We start from the raw sequence: 14,576 nt of genomic DNA, 5'->3' as shown, positions 1-14,576 counted from the left end.
GCGCGACGGAGGCCACCACAGGGGTGGCCTCCGTCGTCGAAGTCAGACGCCCAGCGGGTGCCAGACCGTCTTCGCCTCCAGGTACCGCCGCAGGCGCGTCAGGTCCGGGGCCGCCGTCCAGTCCGGCTCGGACTCCGGGACCGTCAGCACCCGCTTCACCGTGTTCGCCGCTTCGCGGGCCAACTCCACGCGGTCCGCCGGGGCCGCTCCCGTCGGGTCCAGCGCGTTGACGTCTCCGTGCGAAGCCAGCCACGGACCCAGCTCCGCGGCCCGCCCGGTCAGGATGTTCGCCACCCCGCCGGGGACGTCGGACGTCGCCAGGACCTCCGACAGCGTGATCGCCGGCAACGGCCGCTCCGCGCTGGAGACCACCACCGCCGTCGAGCCCGTGGCCAGGACCGGGGCCAGGACCTCGACCAGGCCCAGCAGCGACGAGCCCTGCGGCGCCAGGACACCCACCACGCCCGTCGGCTCCGGGACCGTGAACGAGAAGTACGGCCCCGCCACCGGGTTCGCCGCGCCCAGGACCGTGGCGATCTTGTCCGTCCAGCCCGCGTACCAGACCCAGCGGTCGATGGCCGCGTCCACAACGGACTCCGCCTTCTTCGCCGCGAGACCCTCCGAAGAGGACACTTCCGCGACGAACTGGTCGCGGCGGCCCTCCAGGACCTCGGCCACCCGGTAGAGCACCTGGCCGCGGTTGTACGCCGTGGCCGCGGCCCAGCCGGGGAACGCCTTGCGGGCCGCCACCACCGCGTCGCGGACGTCCTTGCGGGACGCGTGGGCCGCATTCGCCAGGAACTTGCCCTTCGCGTCCGTCACCGGGTACACCCGGCCGGACTCCGAACGGGGGAACTTGCCGCCGATGTACAGCTTGTACGTCTTGGCGACGGAAATCCGGTCAGACATTCAGGTACGCCTCCAGCCCGGTGCGGCCGCCTTCGCGCCCGAAGCCGGATTCCTGGTAGCCGCCGAACGGGGCGGCGGGGTCGAAGCGGTTGAAGGTGTTGGCCCAGACCACGCCGGCGCGCAGCTGGTTCGCCATCCACAGGATCCGGGAGCCCTTTTCGGTCCAGATGCCCGCCGAAAGGCCGTACGGCGTGTTGTTCGCCTTCGCCACGGCCTCGTCCGGCGTGCGGAACGTCAGCACCGACAGCACCGGGCCGAAGATCTCCTCGCGCGCGATCCGCATCGACTGGTGGACGTTCGCGAACACCGTCGGCGCGAAGAAGAACCCGCGGTCCGGCACCGGGCACGGGCTCGTCCAGCGCTCCGCGCCTTCGGCGTCACCGGACTCGACGAGCCCGCGGATCTTCGCCAGCTGCTCGGCGGAGTTGATCGCGCCGATGTCGGTGTTCTTGTCCAGCGGGTCGCCGATGCGCAGCGTCGAGACGCGGTGGTGCAGCTTCTCCAGCACCTCTTCGGCGATCGACTCCTGGACCAGCAGCCGCGAGCCCGCGCAGCAGACGTGGCCCTGGTTGAAGAAGATGCCGTTGACGATGCCCTCGACGGCCTGGTCGAGCGGCGCGTCCTCGAAGACGATGTTCGCCGCCTTGCCGCCCAGTTCGAGGGTCAGCTTCTTCGGCGTGCCCGCGACCTGGCGCTGGATCGCCTTGCCGACCTCGGTCGAGCCGGTGAAGGCGATCTTGTCGATGTCCGCGTGCGCCACGATGGACGCGCCGATGTCACCCGCGCCCGGCAGGATGTTCACCACGCCCGGCGGCAGCTCGGCCTGCTGGCAGATCTCCGCGAACACCAGGGCGGTCAGCGGCGTCGTCTCGGCCGGCTTGAGGACCACCGTGTTGCCGGTGGCCAGCGCCGGGGCGATCTTCCAGGCCAGCATCAGCAGCGGGAAGTTCCACGGGATGATCTGGCCCGCGACGCCCAGCGGCCGCGGATTCGGGCCGTACCCCGCGTACTCGAGCTTGTCGGCCCAGCCCGCGTGGTAGAAGAAGTGCGCGGCCGCCGTCGGGACGTCGGAGTCGCGCGACTCCTTGATCGGCTTGCCGTTGTCCAGGCTTTCCAGCACCGCCAGCTCGCGCGAGCGCTCCTGGATCAGCCGGGCGATCCGGAAGAGGTACTTCGCGCGCTCGGTGCCCGGCATCTTCGACCAGACACCGTTGTACGCCTTGCGGGCGGCCTTCACCGCGACGTCCACATCGGACTTCGACGCGGTGCCGACCTCGGCCAGCACCTCTTCGGTGGCCGGGTTGATCGTCTTGAGCGGCTCACCCGAGCCGTCGACGAACTCGCCGTTGACGAAGGGCTTGTAGGAATCCTTGAGGTTCGCGATGGCGCGCGACTCCGGCGCCGGTGCGTACTCGAAAACGGGCATCAGTCCACCGTCACGTAGTCGGGGCCGCTGTAGTGGCCGTCCACCTGGGTGCGGCGCTGCAGCAGCAGGTCGTTGAGCAGGCTGGACGCGCCGAAGCGGAACAGGTCAGGGGTCAGCCACTGCTCGCCGGCCACCTCGTGCACCGCGACCAGGTACTTGATCGCGTCCTTCGTCGTCCGGATGCCGCCGGCGGGCTTGACCCCGCGCAGCTCGCCGGTGTGTGCGTGCCAGTCGCGGACCGCCTGCAGCATGATGTGGGTGACCGGCAGCGTCGCGGCGGGGGAGACCTTGCCGGTGGAGGTCTTGATGAAGTCCCCGCCGGCCAGCAGCGCCAGCCACGACGCGCGCCGCACGTTGTCGTAGGTCGCCAGCTCACCGGTCTCGAGGATGACCTTCAGGTGGGCGTCCCCGCAGGCGGCTTTGACGGCCTGGATCTCTTCGAAGACGGCCATGTACCGGCCTTCGAGGAAGGCACCGCGGTCGATCACCATGTCGACTTCGTGCGCGCCGGCGTCGACGGCGATCTTCGTGTCGGCCAGCTTGATCTCGAGGCTGGTGCGCCCGGCGGGGAAGCCGGTGGCGACGCTGGCGACGTGCACGCCGCTGCCCTCGAGCGCTTCGACGGCCGTGGCGACCATGTCCGGGTACACGCAGACGGCGGCGACGCGCGGGGTGTCCTGCCGCTCGGGATCGGGCCGGACGGCCTTCGCGGCGAGCGCGCGGACCTTGCCCCGGGTGTCGGCGCCCTCCAGGGTGGTCAGGTCGACCATGGAGATGGCGGTGTCGATGGCCCACCGCTTGGCGTCCTTCTTGATGCTGCGCGTGCCGAGGCCCGCCGCGCGCTGCTCGACGCCGACCTGGTCGACACCGGGCAGCCCGAGCAGGAACCGGCGCAGGCTCGCGTCGTCGCGAGTCGCTTCCACCAGGGGTGCCGGGGTGGCCGGCGCCGCTGACGTGCTGGTCGTGGCTGTCATGCGCCTGAGTCTAGGCGGCGGGTCCGACAGTTCGAGCCCCCATCGGTTGTGACGCTGGGTGCTGAGCGCGTCACAACGACGAGGTCAGGCGCCTTCGATCTGCGGCGGCTCAGCCCGTTTCGCCGGCTTCCGGTACACGACGACCCCGCCCCAGAACGCCAGCCCGTTGATCTTCACCGTCGGTGCCGTCGGCGGTGCGGGCGGCGCGCCCGACTTGTCCTCCAGGGTGAACCCGCCCATCAGGCCGATGCCCGTCACGTCCACGTTGATGTCGTCCGGCACCGTGATCTGGATGCCGCCCATGATCGCGACCGCGGTGATCGTGCAGTGGCGGTCGGCGAAGCGGGCCTGGCGGAGGTCGATCTCCGCGCCGCCCCAGAACGCCAGGCTGTTGTGCTGCGGGGGCAGGACCCAGCTGCCCTTGCGGACCGCTCCCGACAGCACGCCGATCGACACCGGGCTGCCCGGGTGGCCGCCGATCCGCTGGTCCGGGAATCCGAGCGCCCGGGTGGTGGCCGGCTCGACGGCCGCGGACGACGAGGGCAGGTCCGCCGTCACCGGTTTGAGTTCTCCCAGCGTCTTCGCCGCGTAGACCGTGGTGAGCCGCTCTTCCAGTTCGTTGACGGTGATCCGCCCCTCCGCGAGGGCGTTGTGCAGCACCTGGGCGACGCGTTCACGGTCCGCGTCGGAGGCCCGCATCTGGTCGGGCGTCAGTTCGCTCACCCGGCGCAGCTTATCGGCGAAAACCACCCTGCGTGTCCATCTTCCGGAGGACACTGGCCGCATGGTCGAGTTTCCGGACGGCACCCGCGTGCACGGGCGTGGCCTCGGCCGCCCCCGCCCCGACGAACCCACCCCCGACTTCGGGCTCTACCTGGGCACGAGCCGGCTGCGGCGCAAGCACGGCGGGGGCATCACCTGGCCGCACGAGTGGATCACCTGGCCCGACTTCCTGCTGCCCACCCACCCCGCGGACGCCCGCGAGAAGATCAAAGCCCTCCACGAACGGGCGAAGACCCAAAAGGTGGAAGTCGCCTGCTACGGCGGCGCGGGCCGGACCGGCACGGTGATGGCCTGCCTGGCGGTCCTCTCCGGTGTCCCGGCCGAGGAAGCCGTGACCTGGGTCCGGGCGAACTACCACGAGCGGGCCGTCGAAACACCCTGGCAGCGCGGCTGGGTGAAGAGCTTCGCGAAACAGCTAGATTGACGCGCATGGATGTGCACGTCGTCGACCACCCCCTCGCGAAGGCCCGGCTCTCCACGATGCGCGACGCGCGCACCGACAGCGCCGCGTTCCGGGCCGCGCTGCACGAGCTGACCGTCATGCTGGTCTACGAAGCCACCCGCGACGTTCCGGTGAAGATCGAGAAGATCCACACGCCGGTCGCCCGCACCGACGGCTTCAAGCTGGCCAAGCCGCCGCTGCTGGTGCCGGTCCTGCGCGCCGGGCTGGGCATGGCCGACCAGGCGCACAAGCTGATCCCGGACGCGCAGATGGGCTTCGTCGGCCTGGCGCGCGACGAGGAGACGCTGAAGCCGACGCCGTACCTGGAATCGCTGCCGGAGTCGCTCGCCGACCGGCCGGTGCTGGTGCTCGACCCGATGCTCGCCACCGGCGGCTCGATGGAGTACACGATCCGGCTGCTCACCGACCGCGGCGCCGACGACGTCACGGCGATCTGCGCGCTGGCGGCGCCGGAGGGCCTGGCGCACCTGGAGAAGACCGGGCTGCCGGTCCGGGTGGTCACGGCGAGCATCGACGAGCGCCTCAACGACTCGGGCTTCATCGTGCCGGGCCTCGGCGACGCGGGTGACCGCCAGTACGGCGCCGTCTGAGCCGGTACCGGTGCTGAAGCGGCGGTGGACCGCCGTCGCGGTCACCGGGGCGCTGTCTTCGAGGACGGTGAACACGAGGAACTCGACCTCGCGGACGCGCGGTTCCCCGAGGCCGGGTAGCGCAACGTCCGGGCCCGTGCCGGCCACTGAGAGGTGTGACCAGCCAAGCGACGGGGGCGCCGGTGGACGACCGCGCTCTGTGGGACCGGGCGGCCGAAGGTGACCAAGCGGCCTTCACCGAGCTCTTCGAGCGGTACGCCGAGGCCGTCTGGAACCACGCCTACCGGCTGACCGGCTCGTGGGCCGGCGCCGAAGACCTCACCTCCACCACCTTCCTGACCGCCTGGCGCCGGCGCGCCGACGTCACGCTGGTGCGCGACAGCGCGCTGCCGTGGCTCTACACCGTCGCCGGCAACGCGGCCCGCGACGAATACCGCAGCGCGCGGAGACGGCTGCGGCTGTTGCGGAAGGTGCCGGACCCGCCGGTCGTGTCCGACCACGCCGACGCCGTGGCCGAGCGGCTCGACGGCGAGCGGCGGCTGCGCGAGGTGGTCGAGGCCGTCCGGACGCTGCCGAAGGCGCAGCGGGAGGTCGTCGAGCTGTGCCTGCTCGCCGAGGTGAGCGCCGCCGACGCCGCGGCGCTGCTGGCCGTCGCCGAGGTCACCGTCCGCGCCCACCTGTCCCGGGCCCGCGCCCGGCTGCGCACGCTGCTGGAGGAGAAATGAGCGACGACTTCGGGCTGCCACTCCGGCGGAAGCTGCCGGACGACGTCCGGGCGCGGTTGCGGGCGGAGCTGCGCCGGGGCATGGGGAAGCGGCGTCCATCCCGCGTCCGGTACGTCGCCGCCGCCGCGGCCGTCGTGGTGCTGGCCGCCGGGGCGGTCGTCGCGACGCAGGTGCTCCGGCAGCCCGCCGACGTCGCCCCCGCCCCGACGGCCGACGGGGGGTTGACCCTGGACACCCGGGTGGCGACGGCCGCGCTCGACCGCTGCTGGGCGGCTCTGCAAGCGGCGGGCAAGTCGGCGGACGGGGGCTACGTGCCCCCGCGCGAGGAATGGGTCCCGCTGTTCACCCAGACCGCCGGCGCGGACTCGGTGGTCGCGCTGACCGCGGCGAGCAAGCCGATGTTCTGCGAGACGACCGAAACGACCGTGACGCTGTCGGATCCGAGCGCCGCGCCGGCCACGGTGCCCGGGGTGAACTTCCAGCTGCTGTTCCACAGCGCCACCGGCGTGGTCGGCGGGCTCCTCGGGCCCGGCGCGGAGGGCGCTTCCCTCGAGTCGCGCACCGAGGACGGGGACGCCGCGTCGCAGGACATCCGGTTCTCCCCGGTCAGCCGCCAGTTCGTCGCGATGACCCTGACCGACCCGGCGCGGACGAAGCTCACCCTCTCGAACCCTCCGGAACAGAAGGGGGTCGAGCTGCCCGAAGCGCCGGCATCGCTGATTTCAGTCGTCGACCGGCCGGTGACCGCCGACCGGACCTCCCCGGCGGGGCGGGCGCTGGGCGAGTGCCTGGCCGCCGCCGAGGAGGTGGTCCCCGACGCCGCGGGCTACGCGCCGGGGCCGCTGCTCGACGCGGACGGCTACCAGGTGGTCCCGGGCCGCCGCGGTGACCGGGTCGTGGTCTGCACGACCGAGCCCGACCACCAGCGGCCCGGGAAGAGCAGGTTCCGCCTGTACCCCGATCTCACCCCGCGGCCGGTGGCGCCGGTGCGGGCGTTGCGGGTGAGCACCCTGGGCGCGGTCGAAGCGGGCGGCGAGCCGGGCAAGTCGCGGACGCCGTTCGTCCTGGCGCTGCCCCTGACCGCGGCGAAGGCGGCCGTCGACTTCGGCACCGGGAGCAGCGTCGAGGCCGACGTCGTCGACGGCATGGCCTCGACCTGGATCCCGAAGGAGCGGTACGTGCCGGACGCGACCGCGCGCGTGGTGGCGCGGGACGCGAAGGGCGCGGTCGTCTACGACGGGACGTTGCCGCTGCTCTGAGGCCGCAGCCAGCCGGAGGCGTTTGCGCGCAGAGCCGCTTCGTACGCGCCCGTGACGTCGAACTCCTCCGGCAGGTTGCCGGTCAGCTCCAGCGACACCAGGCCGTGGACGATGGCCCAGCAGCCGACCGCGACCGTCTCCGGCGGGACGTCGAGGAAGACGCCGTCGGCGATGGCGCGGCGGATGATCCGCTCCAGGGGTTCCAGGGTCTTGCGGGCGAGCTTCTCGGCGTCTTCGTTGGGCTCGAAGCCGGGGACGGACTTGGTGAACATGATCCCGTAGAGGTTCGGGTCGGCCAGCGCGCTCCGGCGGTAGGCGCTGCCGAGCGCGACCAGGTCCTCGACCGCGTCACCGGTCAGCGGCGTCCCGGCCATCCGGGCGCCGAACCGGCGGAAGCCCTCGGTGTAGAGGGCGTTCACCAGATCGGGTTTGCTGCCGAAGAGCGAGTACACGGCGGTGGTGGACGTCCCGGCGTCGGCGGCCAGCTTGCGCAGGGAAAGCGCCTTCGGCCCGTCGGCGGCGATCAGCTCGCCGGCCCGGTCGAGCAGCTTGAGCCGGAGCGCTTCGTCGTGCGTGCGTGGTCGCGCCATGCACCCAGCGTATCGGAACGCTGTTATGAAAGACCAGGCAGCGGATTTGACCTGGAGTGCACTCCAGGTCGTACTGTCGGGCCATGAGCTACTCGATAGCGGAAGCCGCTCGACGTAGCGGACTGTCCATCGACACCCTCCGGTACTACGAGCGCATCAAACTGCTCGACCCGCCCGCGCGGGACGCGGCGGGCCGCCGGGCCTACTCCGACGACGACCTCAACTGGCTGGGCTTCCTGACCAAGCTCCGCACCACCGGGATGCCGATCAAGAGCATGCGCGAGTACGCGTCGCTGCGCCGGCACGGGGTCGCGAGCGCGGGCCGGCGCAAGGCTCTGCTGGTGGAGCAGCGCCGGTCGGTCGCCGAGCGGATCGCCGAGCTGCAGGGCTGTCTCGACATCCTCGACTACAAGATCGAGAACTACGCCCAGGTCGAGCGCAACGTGCTCGGCGTGGAACCCGGTGTGGAGGAGATTTCCGCGTGAAGAAGAGGAAGCTGGGCGACCTGGAAGTCGGTGCCCAGGGGCTCGGCTGCATGGGCATGAGCCAGGCGTACGGCGTCCGCGACAACGACGACGAGTCGATCGCGACCATCCACCGCGCGCTCGAGCTGGGCGTGACGCTGCTGGACACCGCGAACGTCTACGCGAACGGCGTCAACGAAGAGCTGGTCGGCCGCGCGATCGCCGGCCGCCGCGACGAGGTCGTGCTCGCGACGAAGTTCGGCATCGTGTGGAACGACGGCGCGATGGGTGCCCGCGGTGACGCCGAGTACGTGAAGCAGAGCTGCGACGAGTCGCTGCGCCGGCTCGGCGTCGACCACATCGACCTGTACTACCAGCACCGCGTCGACCCGGACACCCCGATCGAGGAGACCTGGGGCGCGCTGGCTTCGCTGGTGGAGGCCGGAAAGATCCGGTACGCCGGGATTTCCGAGGCCGGCGCGGCGACGATCCGGGCCGCGCACGCGGTGCACCCGGTGACGGCGCTGCAGAGCGAGTGGTCGCTGTGGACGCGGGGGATCGAAGGCGAAATCCTTTCCACGTGCCGGGAACTCGGCATCGGGATCGTCCCGTTTTCGCCGCTGGGCCGCGGGTTCCTGACGGGCGCGGTGACGTCGATGGCCGACCTGCCCGAGGACGACATGCGCCGCGGCCTGCCCCGGTTCGCCGAGGGCAACTTCGAGCGCAACATGGCGATCGTCGAGGCACTGCGCGAGCTGGCCGCGGCCAAGGGCGTGACGGCGGGACAGCTGGCGCTGGCCTGGGTCCAGTCCCAGGGCGAGGACGTGGTGCCGATCCCGGGCACGAAGCGCCGCAAGTACCTGGAGGAGAACGTGGCCGCGGCTTCGCTGGAGCTGACGGCCGACGACCTGGCGGCGATCGCGGCGGCCGCCCCCGCGGACGCGATCGCGGGGGAGCGCTACCCGGAACGCCTCGCCCGCGCAGCCGGCCGCTGAGCCCGCACTGCGCGTGATCGAACCCCGAACTCGCGTGATCCGAGCCGGAACTCACGTGCTGGGAGCCGTAACTCGCGTGATCCGGCCCGGCCCGGCTTCGATCACGCGAGTTACGGCCCTGATCACGCGGGTCACGCGGCTGATCACGCGAGTCCCGGCTTCGATCACGAGCCGCTGACGCGAAACTTTCACGGGAAAGCCGGGCTCTGAGGCTTTTCTGAGATCTCCGGAGCAGGCTCGGCGCCGATCATGCGATCGGTGCCGAGCTTCAGGAGGTCGTCGTGGCGGAGGAAGTGCTCGATTATCTGGTCGTCGGGGCCGGGCCGGCCGGGTTGCAGCTGGCGCAGCACCTCGGCCACGCCGGGCGCCGGTACCTCGTGCTGGAGGCCGGTTCCGCGCCCGGGCACTTCTTCGAGACCTTCCCGCGGCACCGGGCCCTCATCTCCATCAACAAGAAGCACACCGGGTACGCCGATCCCGAGCTGCGCCTGCGGATGGACTGGAACTCGATCCTCGCCGAGGGCGACGCCGACCCGATCCTCTTCACCGGCTACAGCGAAAAGCTGTTCCCCGAAGCCGGAACCCTCCTCCGCTACCTCGCCGACTACGCGGCGAAGCACCAGCTGAACATCCGGTACGACACCCGGGTGACGCGCATCCGCCGTGAGAACGAAACTTTCGTCCTCACCGCCGGTGACGCCGAATACCGGGCGAACCGGCTGATCATGGCCACCGGCGTCACCAAGCCGTACATCCCGCGGTTCCCCGGCGCCGAGCTGATCGACCAGTACGTGGACGTCGACGTCGACCCGAAGAGCTTCACCGACCAGCGCGTTCTCGTGCTCGGCAAGGGAAACTCCGCCTTCGAGACGGCCGACAACCTGATCGAGCAGGCCGCCGTCGTGCACGTCGGCGGGCCGCGGCCGGTGAAGCTGGCCTGGCGCACGCACTTCGTCGGCCACCTCCGCGCCTACAACGCGGGCATCCTCGACATGTACCAGCTCAAGCTGCAGCACGCGATCCTCGACGGCGACGTGCGGGAAATCCGCAAGGACGCCGACGGCTACCACGTCAAGTTCGCCTTCGCCCGCGCCGACGAGGTCATCAAGGAGATCCGCTACGACCGCGTGATCGGCTGCACCGGCTTCCGCTTCGACGCCGACCTCTTCGACGAAGACTGCCGCCCCGAGCTCACCATCGATGACCGGTTCCCGGCGCAGACGCCGAGCTGGGAGTCGGTCAACGTGCCCGGCCTCCACTTCGCCGGCACGATCACCCAGGTCCGCGACTTCAAGAAGGCCACCAGCGCCTTCATCCACGGCTTCCGCTACGGCGTCCGCGCGCTGGCCAAGGTGCTGAACGAGCGCTACCACGACGTCCCGTGGCCGCACACCGAGCTGGCCGCCAAACCGGACGCGCTGACCGAAGCCGTGATCACCCGGATCAACCGGACTTCCGCGCTGTACCAGCAGTTCGGCTTCCTCGGCGACGTCTTGGTCGTCGACGGCGACACCGCCCGCTACCTCGAAGAGGTGCCGGTCGACCGGGTGCTCGAGAACCCGCCGGACGACGCCTACGTCGTCACCCTCGATTACGGCCCGGACCACGACAAGATCGACCCGTTCGACTTCGTCGCCCGTGCCGCCCAGGACAAGGCCAACGACCACGGCGAAGGCCACTACCTGCACCCGATCGTCCGGCACTACCGCCGCGGCGAGCTCGTCGCGACCCACCACGTCACCGAGAACCTCGAGAACGAGTGGGACAAAGAGGTGCACGTCGAGCCGCTGACCGCGTTCTTCACCCGGGAGCTCTGATGCGCACGGTCGCGGAGTTCGAGGCGGCGGCCCGGCAGCGCCTCGACCCGGTGCACTACGACTACTTCGCGGGCGGCGCGCAGGACGAGATCACCGTGGCGGAGAACGAATCGGCGTTCCGGAAGCTGCGGCTGCTGCCGCGGGTGCTGCGCGGCAGCGACAAGCGCGACCTGAGCCTGACACTGCTCGGGACGCCGTCGTCGATGCCGATCCTCGTCGCGCCCACCGCTTTCCACCGGCTCGCGCACGCCGACGGCGAACTGGCCACCGCGCGGGCGGCGGCGATGGCGGGCACGATCATGATCGTCAGCATGGCCGCGACCACGGCGATCGAGGACATCGCCGCGGCCGCCCGCGAGGTCGCGCCGGACCCCGGCCTGTGGTTCCAGCTCTACCTGCAGCCGGACCTGGAGTTCACCGAGGCGATCGTGCGCCGGGCCGAGAACGCGGGCGTGAAGGCGTTCGTCGTCACTGTCGATTCGCCGGTGCTCGGCCGCCGCGAGCGCGACGACCGCAACGGCTTCCACGACCTGCCCGCGGGGCTGGTCGTGGAGAACCTCCGCAACATCGGCGAAAATCGCAGCGGCGGGAACACGAGCCATGTTCGCGAGATCGTCATGTCGGCCGGGCTGAACTGGGACCACATCGCGTGGCTGCGGGGCAAGACCAAGCTGCCGGTGCTGATCAAGGGCGTGCTGCACGCCGAGGACGCGCGGCTGGCGGTGCACCACGGCGTCGCCGGGATCGTCGTCTCGAACCACGGCGGCCGCCAGCTCGACACCGTGCCCGCGACCGTCGACGTCCTCCCCGAGATCGCCGCGGCGGTCGGCAAGGCGATCCCGGTGCTGCTCGACGGCGGGATCCGGCGGGGCACCGACGTCGTGAAAGCGCTCGCCCTCGGCGCGGACGCGGTCGGCGTCGGCCGCCCCGTCGTGTGGGGCCTGGCCGCGGGCGGCCGCGAAGGCGTCACGCAGGTCCTGGAGCTGCTACGCGACGACTTCGACCAGGCCCTCGCGATGTGCGGTGGCCGGCACCCGGCCGACCTGACCCCGGACCAGGTGCGGCGATGATCGGCAAGGTGCTCGCCTGGCTGCCGGAGCGCGTGGTGGCGCTGCGGATGCGGATGTTCGCGCTGGTCAACGGCCAGGACGTGGTGACGGTCCCGGGGCCGCAGGTCAGCGCCGCGGACTTCAAGCGCGTCTACGCCGACCCGGCGGCGAACGGCCGCAGCCGGGGCGCCGCGCTGTCCGACCTGTTCTGGTACTGGCTGTCGCCGGGGGCCGAAGTGCACCAGGAACACCTGGAAGCCGGGCCGCGCTACGACGAGGTCGCCAAGTGCACCCGCCACATCCTGGTCAAGTCCAAAAAGGACTCCGAAGAGCTGGCCCGGCGCGTGGCCGGCCACGTCCTGGACGGCGTCCGCCCGGGGCTCGTCCGGCTGCGTGACGAGATGATGCCGATCTGGGCCGAGCTGTACTACGAGCTGGTGTTCGACGAGCCGTGCCCGCCCGAGGCGCGCGACCTGATCGTGGCGCACGCGGACGACGTCGCCTCGGCGCTGAAGTGCGTGCGGCCGCGGAACATGCGCCGCCGGGCCCGGCTGACGAAGTACCTCAGGCAGCGGCTCGCCGACGTCCCGCACCCGCTCCCGGAGTCGCTCACGCCCGAGGAGCAGGCCTACTACCTCCAGGGCACCTTCTTCACCACCGCCGTCGTGCAGATGTCGGAGGCGATGGCGCACCTGCTGATGATCATCGCGCAGGACGAAGGCAGCCAGCAGCGGCTCGCCGACCACCCGGAGGACATCGACCGCGTGATCGATGACGGCCTGCGCGCGTACCCGCTGTTCGGCATCGCGCACCGGATCTCCACCGCGGACATCGAGCTGGACCACCTGACCATCCCGGCCGGGACGGTGCTGTGCTTCAGCTACCCCGATTTCGCCGAGCAGGCCCCCAAGGAGGAGTTCATCCCGTTCGGTGTCGCGCAGAACCGCGCCTGCCCGGCGCGCGGGGTCGCGCCGCCGACCATGCGGGTCGTCGCGCAGGAAGTGCTGCGCCGCTTCGGCCTCGCCTCGACGGCCGCCCACACGCGTTCCATCCCCAACCGCGGCCCGGTGCTGCTCACCCCCGCGGGGCCCGGCGGGGGCGCGCGCCCCTGGTGTGGCTCGCGGTCCGCGACCGCTGGGAAGACGTCTGGCGCAGCTTCGCCCAGCTCGTGTTCGGCACGTACATGGTCCTCGACGCCCGTCGCCAGGCCCTGTGTTCCACCTACTTCGCCGGAGGCAACCGATGAGCCCGTCCGAAGCGGCACCGGTCTTCTTCCTCGCCGTCGTGGTGATCCTCGTGGTGGCCCGGCTGGTCTGCCTGGCCGCGGTCCGGCTCGGCCAGCCGCCGGTCGTCGGGGAGATGATCGCCGGCGTGCTGCTCGGCCCCTCGCTGCTGGGGCTGCTGCTGCCGGGCGTCCAGACGGCGCTGTTCCCGGACGGGATCCGGCCGCTGCTCTACGTCGGCGGCCAGATCGGCCTGGTCATCTACATGTTCGGCGCCGGCTACGAGTTCGACCCCCGCAGCATCCGGCAGTCGCGGAAGTCCGTCGCGGCCGTCTCAGCGGCCGGGACGCTGGTGCCGCTCCTGCTCGGCATCGGGGTCGCGGTCGTCGGCATGTCGTGGGTCGGCATCGGCAAGGACGGCGTTTCGCCGGCGACGTCGGCGGCTTTCGTCGGGGTCGCGCTGGCGATCACGGCGTTCCCGATGCTGGCGCGGATCATCACCGAACGCGGGATCGCCGGGACGAAGTTCGGCTCACTGGCCCTGGCCTGCGGCGCGCTCGACGACGTCCTGGCCTGGCTGCTGCTGGCGGTCGTGCTGGGGATGCACGCCGGGTCGGCCGGGCCGATCGCGCTCGCTTTGGGTGGCGGTGTCCTGTTCGCCGGGCTGGTGTTCATCGTCGGGCGGCGGCTGCTGGCGAGGGCGATGCGCAGCGAGCGGATGGGGCTCGACCAGCGGGTGCTCGTCACCGCGATGACGTTGTTCGCCGCTGCCTGGTTCACCGATGTGATCGGCCTGTACGCGGTGTTCGGCGCGTTCTGCGTGGGCATCGCGTTCCCCCGGACGCCGGCCGCCGACGCCGTGCTCGCGAAGATCATGCCGATCGGCCGGATCGTGTTCCTGCCGCTGTTCTTCACCTATTCCGGCCTGAACACCCGGTTCGCCCTGCTCGCCGACCCGAAGCTGCTCGCCTTCGCGGTGCTGTGCGTGGTGGTCGCGATCATCGGCAAGCTGGGCGCGTCCTGGGGCGCGGCCCGGCTGGCGGGGGAGCCGCAGGCCATCGCGACGCGCGTCGGCGTGCTGGTCAACGCCCGCGGGCTGATGCAGCTGATCGCGCTGAACGTCGGCCTCGCCGCCGGGATCGTCTCGCCGGCGTTGTTCACCGTGCTGGTGCTCGTCGCGCTGGTCACCACCATCATGACCGCGCCGGCGCTGGGCTGGCTCGACCGCCGCGATGCCCGCAGGGGGAGCACCGACGTACTCCTGACGGCCGAACCTGTACCGCTGACCGGGAAAAGTTGATTATTCAAG

Annotated in this window: 17 protein-coding genes; 10 read left to right on the top strand and 7 right to left on the bottom strand. The window is 71.3% G+C overall.

What is annotated here, in order from left to right:
• Positions 1-42 precede the first annotated feature (42 nt).
• The 4 genes from HUT10_RS22975 to HUT10_RS22960 all read right to left on the bottom strand — a co-directional run bounded on the left by HUT10_RS22975 (position 43) and on the right by HUT10_RS22960 (position 4,008).
• Positions 43-909, bottom strand: coding sequence for an aldehyde dehydrogenase family protein (locus tag HUT10_RS22975; protein ID WP_176173128.1), 867 nt, complete (start codon positions 907-909; stop codon positions 43-45).
• Positions 902-2,335, bottom strand: coding sequence for an aldehyde dehydrogenase family protein (locus tag HUT10_RS22970; RefSeq protein WP_176173127.1), 1,434 nt, complete (start codon positions 2,333-2,335; stop codon positions 902-904). Before HUT10_RS22970 ends, HUT10_RS22975 begins: the two co-directional genes overlap by 8 nt.
• A complete protein-coding gene (deoC, locus tag HUT10_RS22965) occupies positions 2,335-3,309 on the bottom strand; it encodes a deoxyribose-phosphate aldolase (RefSeq protein WP_176173126.1) in 975 nt (324 codons plus the stop codon). The genes HUT10_RS22970 and deoC overlap by 1 nt, the downstream gene beginning before the upstream one ends.
• An 84-nt stretch (positions 3,310-3,393) precedes the next feature.
• Positions 3,394-4,008 (bottom strand): DUF1707 domain-containing protein, encoded by a 615-nt coding sequence (locus HUT10_RS22960; RefSeq protein ID WP_176177950.1) that lies wholly within the window; start codon positions 4,006-4,008, stop codon positions 3,394-3,396.
• A gap of 85 nt (positions 4,009-4,093) precedes the next feature.
• Here HUT10_RS22960 and HUT10_RS22955 point away from each other — a divergent pair, with 85 nt between their 5' ends.
• The 4 genes from HUT10_RS22955 (at position 4,094) to HUT10_RS22940 (ending at position 7,129) form a co-directional block, all read left to right on the top strand.
• Positions 4,094-4,516, top strand: a complete 423-nt coding sequence (locus tag HUT10_RS22955; RefSeq protein ID WP_176173125.1) for a protein-tyrosine phosphatase family protein — start codon at positions 4,094-4,096, stop codon at positions 4,514-4,516.
• Between the two features lie 5 nt (positions 4,517-4,521).
• Entirely contained in the window at positions 4,522-5,145 is a 624-nt protein-coding gene (gene upp, locus HUT10_RS22950; protein ID WP_176173124.1) for a uracil phosphoribosyltransferase, read from the top strand.
• 182 nt (positions 5,146-5,327) lie between these two features.
• Complete coding sequence (locus tag HUT10_RS22945) at positions 5,328-5,870, top strand: RNA polymerase sigma factor (RefSeq protein WP_254896988.1); 543 nt, start codon at positions 5,328-5,330, stop codon at positions 5,868-5,870.
• Entirely contained in the window at positions 5,867-7,129 is a 1,263-nt protein-coding gene (locus tag HUT10_RS22940) for a hypothetical protein (protein WP_176173122.1), read from the top strand. The genes HUT10_RS22945 and HUT10_RS22940 overlap by 4 nt, the downstream gene beginning before the upstream one ends.
• Here HUT10_RS22940 and HUT10_RS22935 read toward each other — a convergent pair.
• Entirely contained in the window at positions 7,102-7,719 is a 618-nt protein-coding gene (locus HUT10_RS22935) for a TetR/AcrR family transcriptional regulator (protein WP_176173121.1), read from the bottom strand. The genes HUT10_RS22940 and HUT10_RS22935 overlap by 28 nt on opposite strands.
• Before the next feature lie 83 nt (positions 7,720-7,802).
• On the opposite strand from HUT10_RS22935, the gene HUT10_RS22930 reads away from it, so the two are divergent.
• From HUT10_RS22930 to HUT10_RS22915, 4 genes are all read left to right on the top strand, one after another.
• Positions 7,803-8,204, top strand: a complete 402-nt coding sequence (locus HUT10_RS22930) for a MerR family transcriptional regulator (RefSeq protein WP_176173120.1) — start codon at positions 7,803-7,805, stop codon at positions 8,202-8,204.
• 50 nt (positions 8,205-8,254) lie between these two features.
• The gene (locus tag HUT10_RS22925; RefSeq protein WP_254897484.1) at positions 8,255-9,178 is read left to right on the top strand and encodes an aldo/keto reductase; all 924 of its coding nucleotides are present in this window, start codon (positions 8,255-8,257) and stop codon (positions 9,176-9,178) included.
• Between the two features lie 281 nt (positions 9,179-9,459).
• Positions 9,460-10,995: an NAD(P)-binding domain-containing protein gene (locus HUT10_RS22920; protein ID WP_176173118.1), complete on the top strand. Its 1,536-nt coding sequence runs from the start codon at positions 9,460-9,462 to the stop codon at positions 10,993-10,995.
• Positions 10,995-12,065 carry an alpha-hydroxy acid oxidase gene (locus HUT10_RS22915; protein WP_176173117.1) on the top strand — a complete coding sequence of 357 codons (1,071 nt, stop codon included), beginning with the start codon at positions 10,995-10,997 and terminating at the stop codon, positions 12,063-12,065. The genes HUT10_RS22920 and HUT10_RS22915 overlap by 1 nt, the downstream gene beginning before the upstream one ends.
• A gap of 406 nt (positions 12,066-12,471) precedes the next feature.
• Here the strand turns inward: HUT10_RS22915 and HUT10_RS51180 are convergent, their stop codons facing one another.
• On the bottom strand, positions 12,472-12,657 hold the full coding sequence (locus HUT10_RS51180; protein ID WP_254896987.1) for a hypothetical protein: 186 nt from the start codon (positions 12,655-12,657) through the stop codon (positions 12,472-12,474).
• Between the two features lie 18 nt (positions 12,658-12,675).
• Entirely contained in the window at positions 12,676-12,876 is a 201-nt protein-coding gene (locus tag HUT10_RS51175; RefSeq protein ID WP_254896986.1) for a hypothetical protein, read from the bottom strand.
• Positions 12,877-13,155: 279 nt separating this feature from the next.
• Here HUT10_RS51175 and HUT10_RS51880 point away from each other — a divergent pair, with 279 nt between their 5' ends.
• Positions 13,156-13,290, top strand: coding sequence for a hypothetical protein (locus HUT10_RS51880; RefSeq protein WP_303246976.1), 135 nt, complete (start codon positions 13,156-13,158; stop codon positions 13,288-13,290).
• Complete coding sequence (locus HUT10_RS22905; protein WP_176173116.1) at positions 13,287-14,567, top strand: cation:proton antiporter; 1,281 nt, start codon at positions 13,287-13,289, stop codon at positions 14,565-14,567. The genes HUT10_RS51880 and HUT10_RS22905 overlap by 4 nt, the downstream gene beginning before the upstream one ends.
• The last annotated feature ends 9 nt before the right edge of the window (positions 14,568-14,576 follow it).

Origin of the sequence: Amycolatopsis sp. Hca4, from assembly GCF_013364075.1 — a bacterium.
GTDB lineage: Bacteria > Actinomycetota > Actinomycetes > Mycobacteriales > Pseudonocardiaceae > Amycolatopsis.
Note: the sequence above shows the minus strand (reverse complement) of the source record. Positions and strands in the feature narration are given on the sequence as shown.

Bases quoted from the DNA above. Each gene is read 5' to 3' on its own strand.
- HUT10_RS22970 (WP_176173127.1), bottom strand. From the start codon at position 2,335: ATGCCCGTTTTCGAGTACGCACCGGCGCCGGAGTCGCGCGCCATCGCG.
- HUT10_RS22930 (WP_176173120.1), top strand. From the start codon at position 7,803: ATGAGCTACTCGATAGCGGAAGCCGCTCGACGTAGCGGACTGTCCATC.
- HUT10_RS51175 (WP_254896986.1), bottom strand. From the start codon at position 12,876: ATGTCCGCGGTGGAGATCCGGTGCGCGATGCCGAACAGCGGGTACGCG.
- HUT10_RS22960 (WP_176177950.1), bottom strand. From the start codon at position 4,008: ATGCGGGCCTCCGACGCGGACCGTGAACGCGTCGCCCAGGTGCTGCAC.
- HUT10_RS22955 (WP_176173125.1), top strand. From the start codon at position 4,094: ATGGTCGAGTTTCCGGACGGCACCCGCGTGCACGGGCGTGGCCTCGGC.
- deoC (WP_176173126.1), bottom strand. From the start codon at position 3,309: ATGACAGCCACGACCAGCACGTCAGCGGCGCCGGCCACCCCGGCACCC.
- HUT10_RS22935 (WP_176173121.1), bottom strand. From the start codon at position 7,719: ATGGCGCGACCACGCACGCACGACGAAGCGCTCCGGCTCAAGCTGCTC.
- HUT10_RS22915 (WP_176173117.1), top strand. From the start codon at position 10,995: ATGCGCACGGTCGCGGAGTTCGAGGCGGCGGCCCGGCAGCGCCTCGAC.
- HUT10_RS22975 (WP_176173128.1), bottom strand. From the start codon at position 909: ATGTCTGACCGGATTTCCGTCGCCAAGACGTACAAGCTGTACATCGGC.
- HUT10_RS22905 (WP_176173116.1), top strand. From the start codon at position 13,287: ATGAGCCCGTCCGAAGCGGCACCGGTCTTCTTCCTCGCCGTCGTGGTG.
- HUT10_RS22940 (WP_176173122.1), top strand. From the start codon at position 5,867: ATGAGCGACGACTTCGGGCTGCCACTCCGGCGGAAGCTGCCGGACGAC.
- HUT10_RS22925 (WP_254897484.1), top strand. From the start codon at position 8,255: ATGGGCATGAGCCAGGCGTACGGCGTCCGCGACAACGACGACGAGTCG.
- upp (WP_176173124.1), top strand. From the start codon at position 4,522: ATGGATGTGCACGTCGTCGACCACCCCCTCGCGAAGGCCCGGCTCTCC.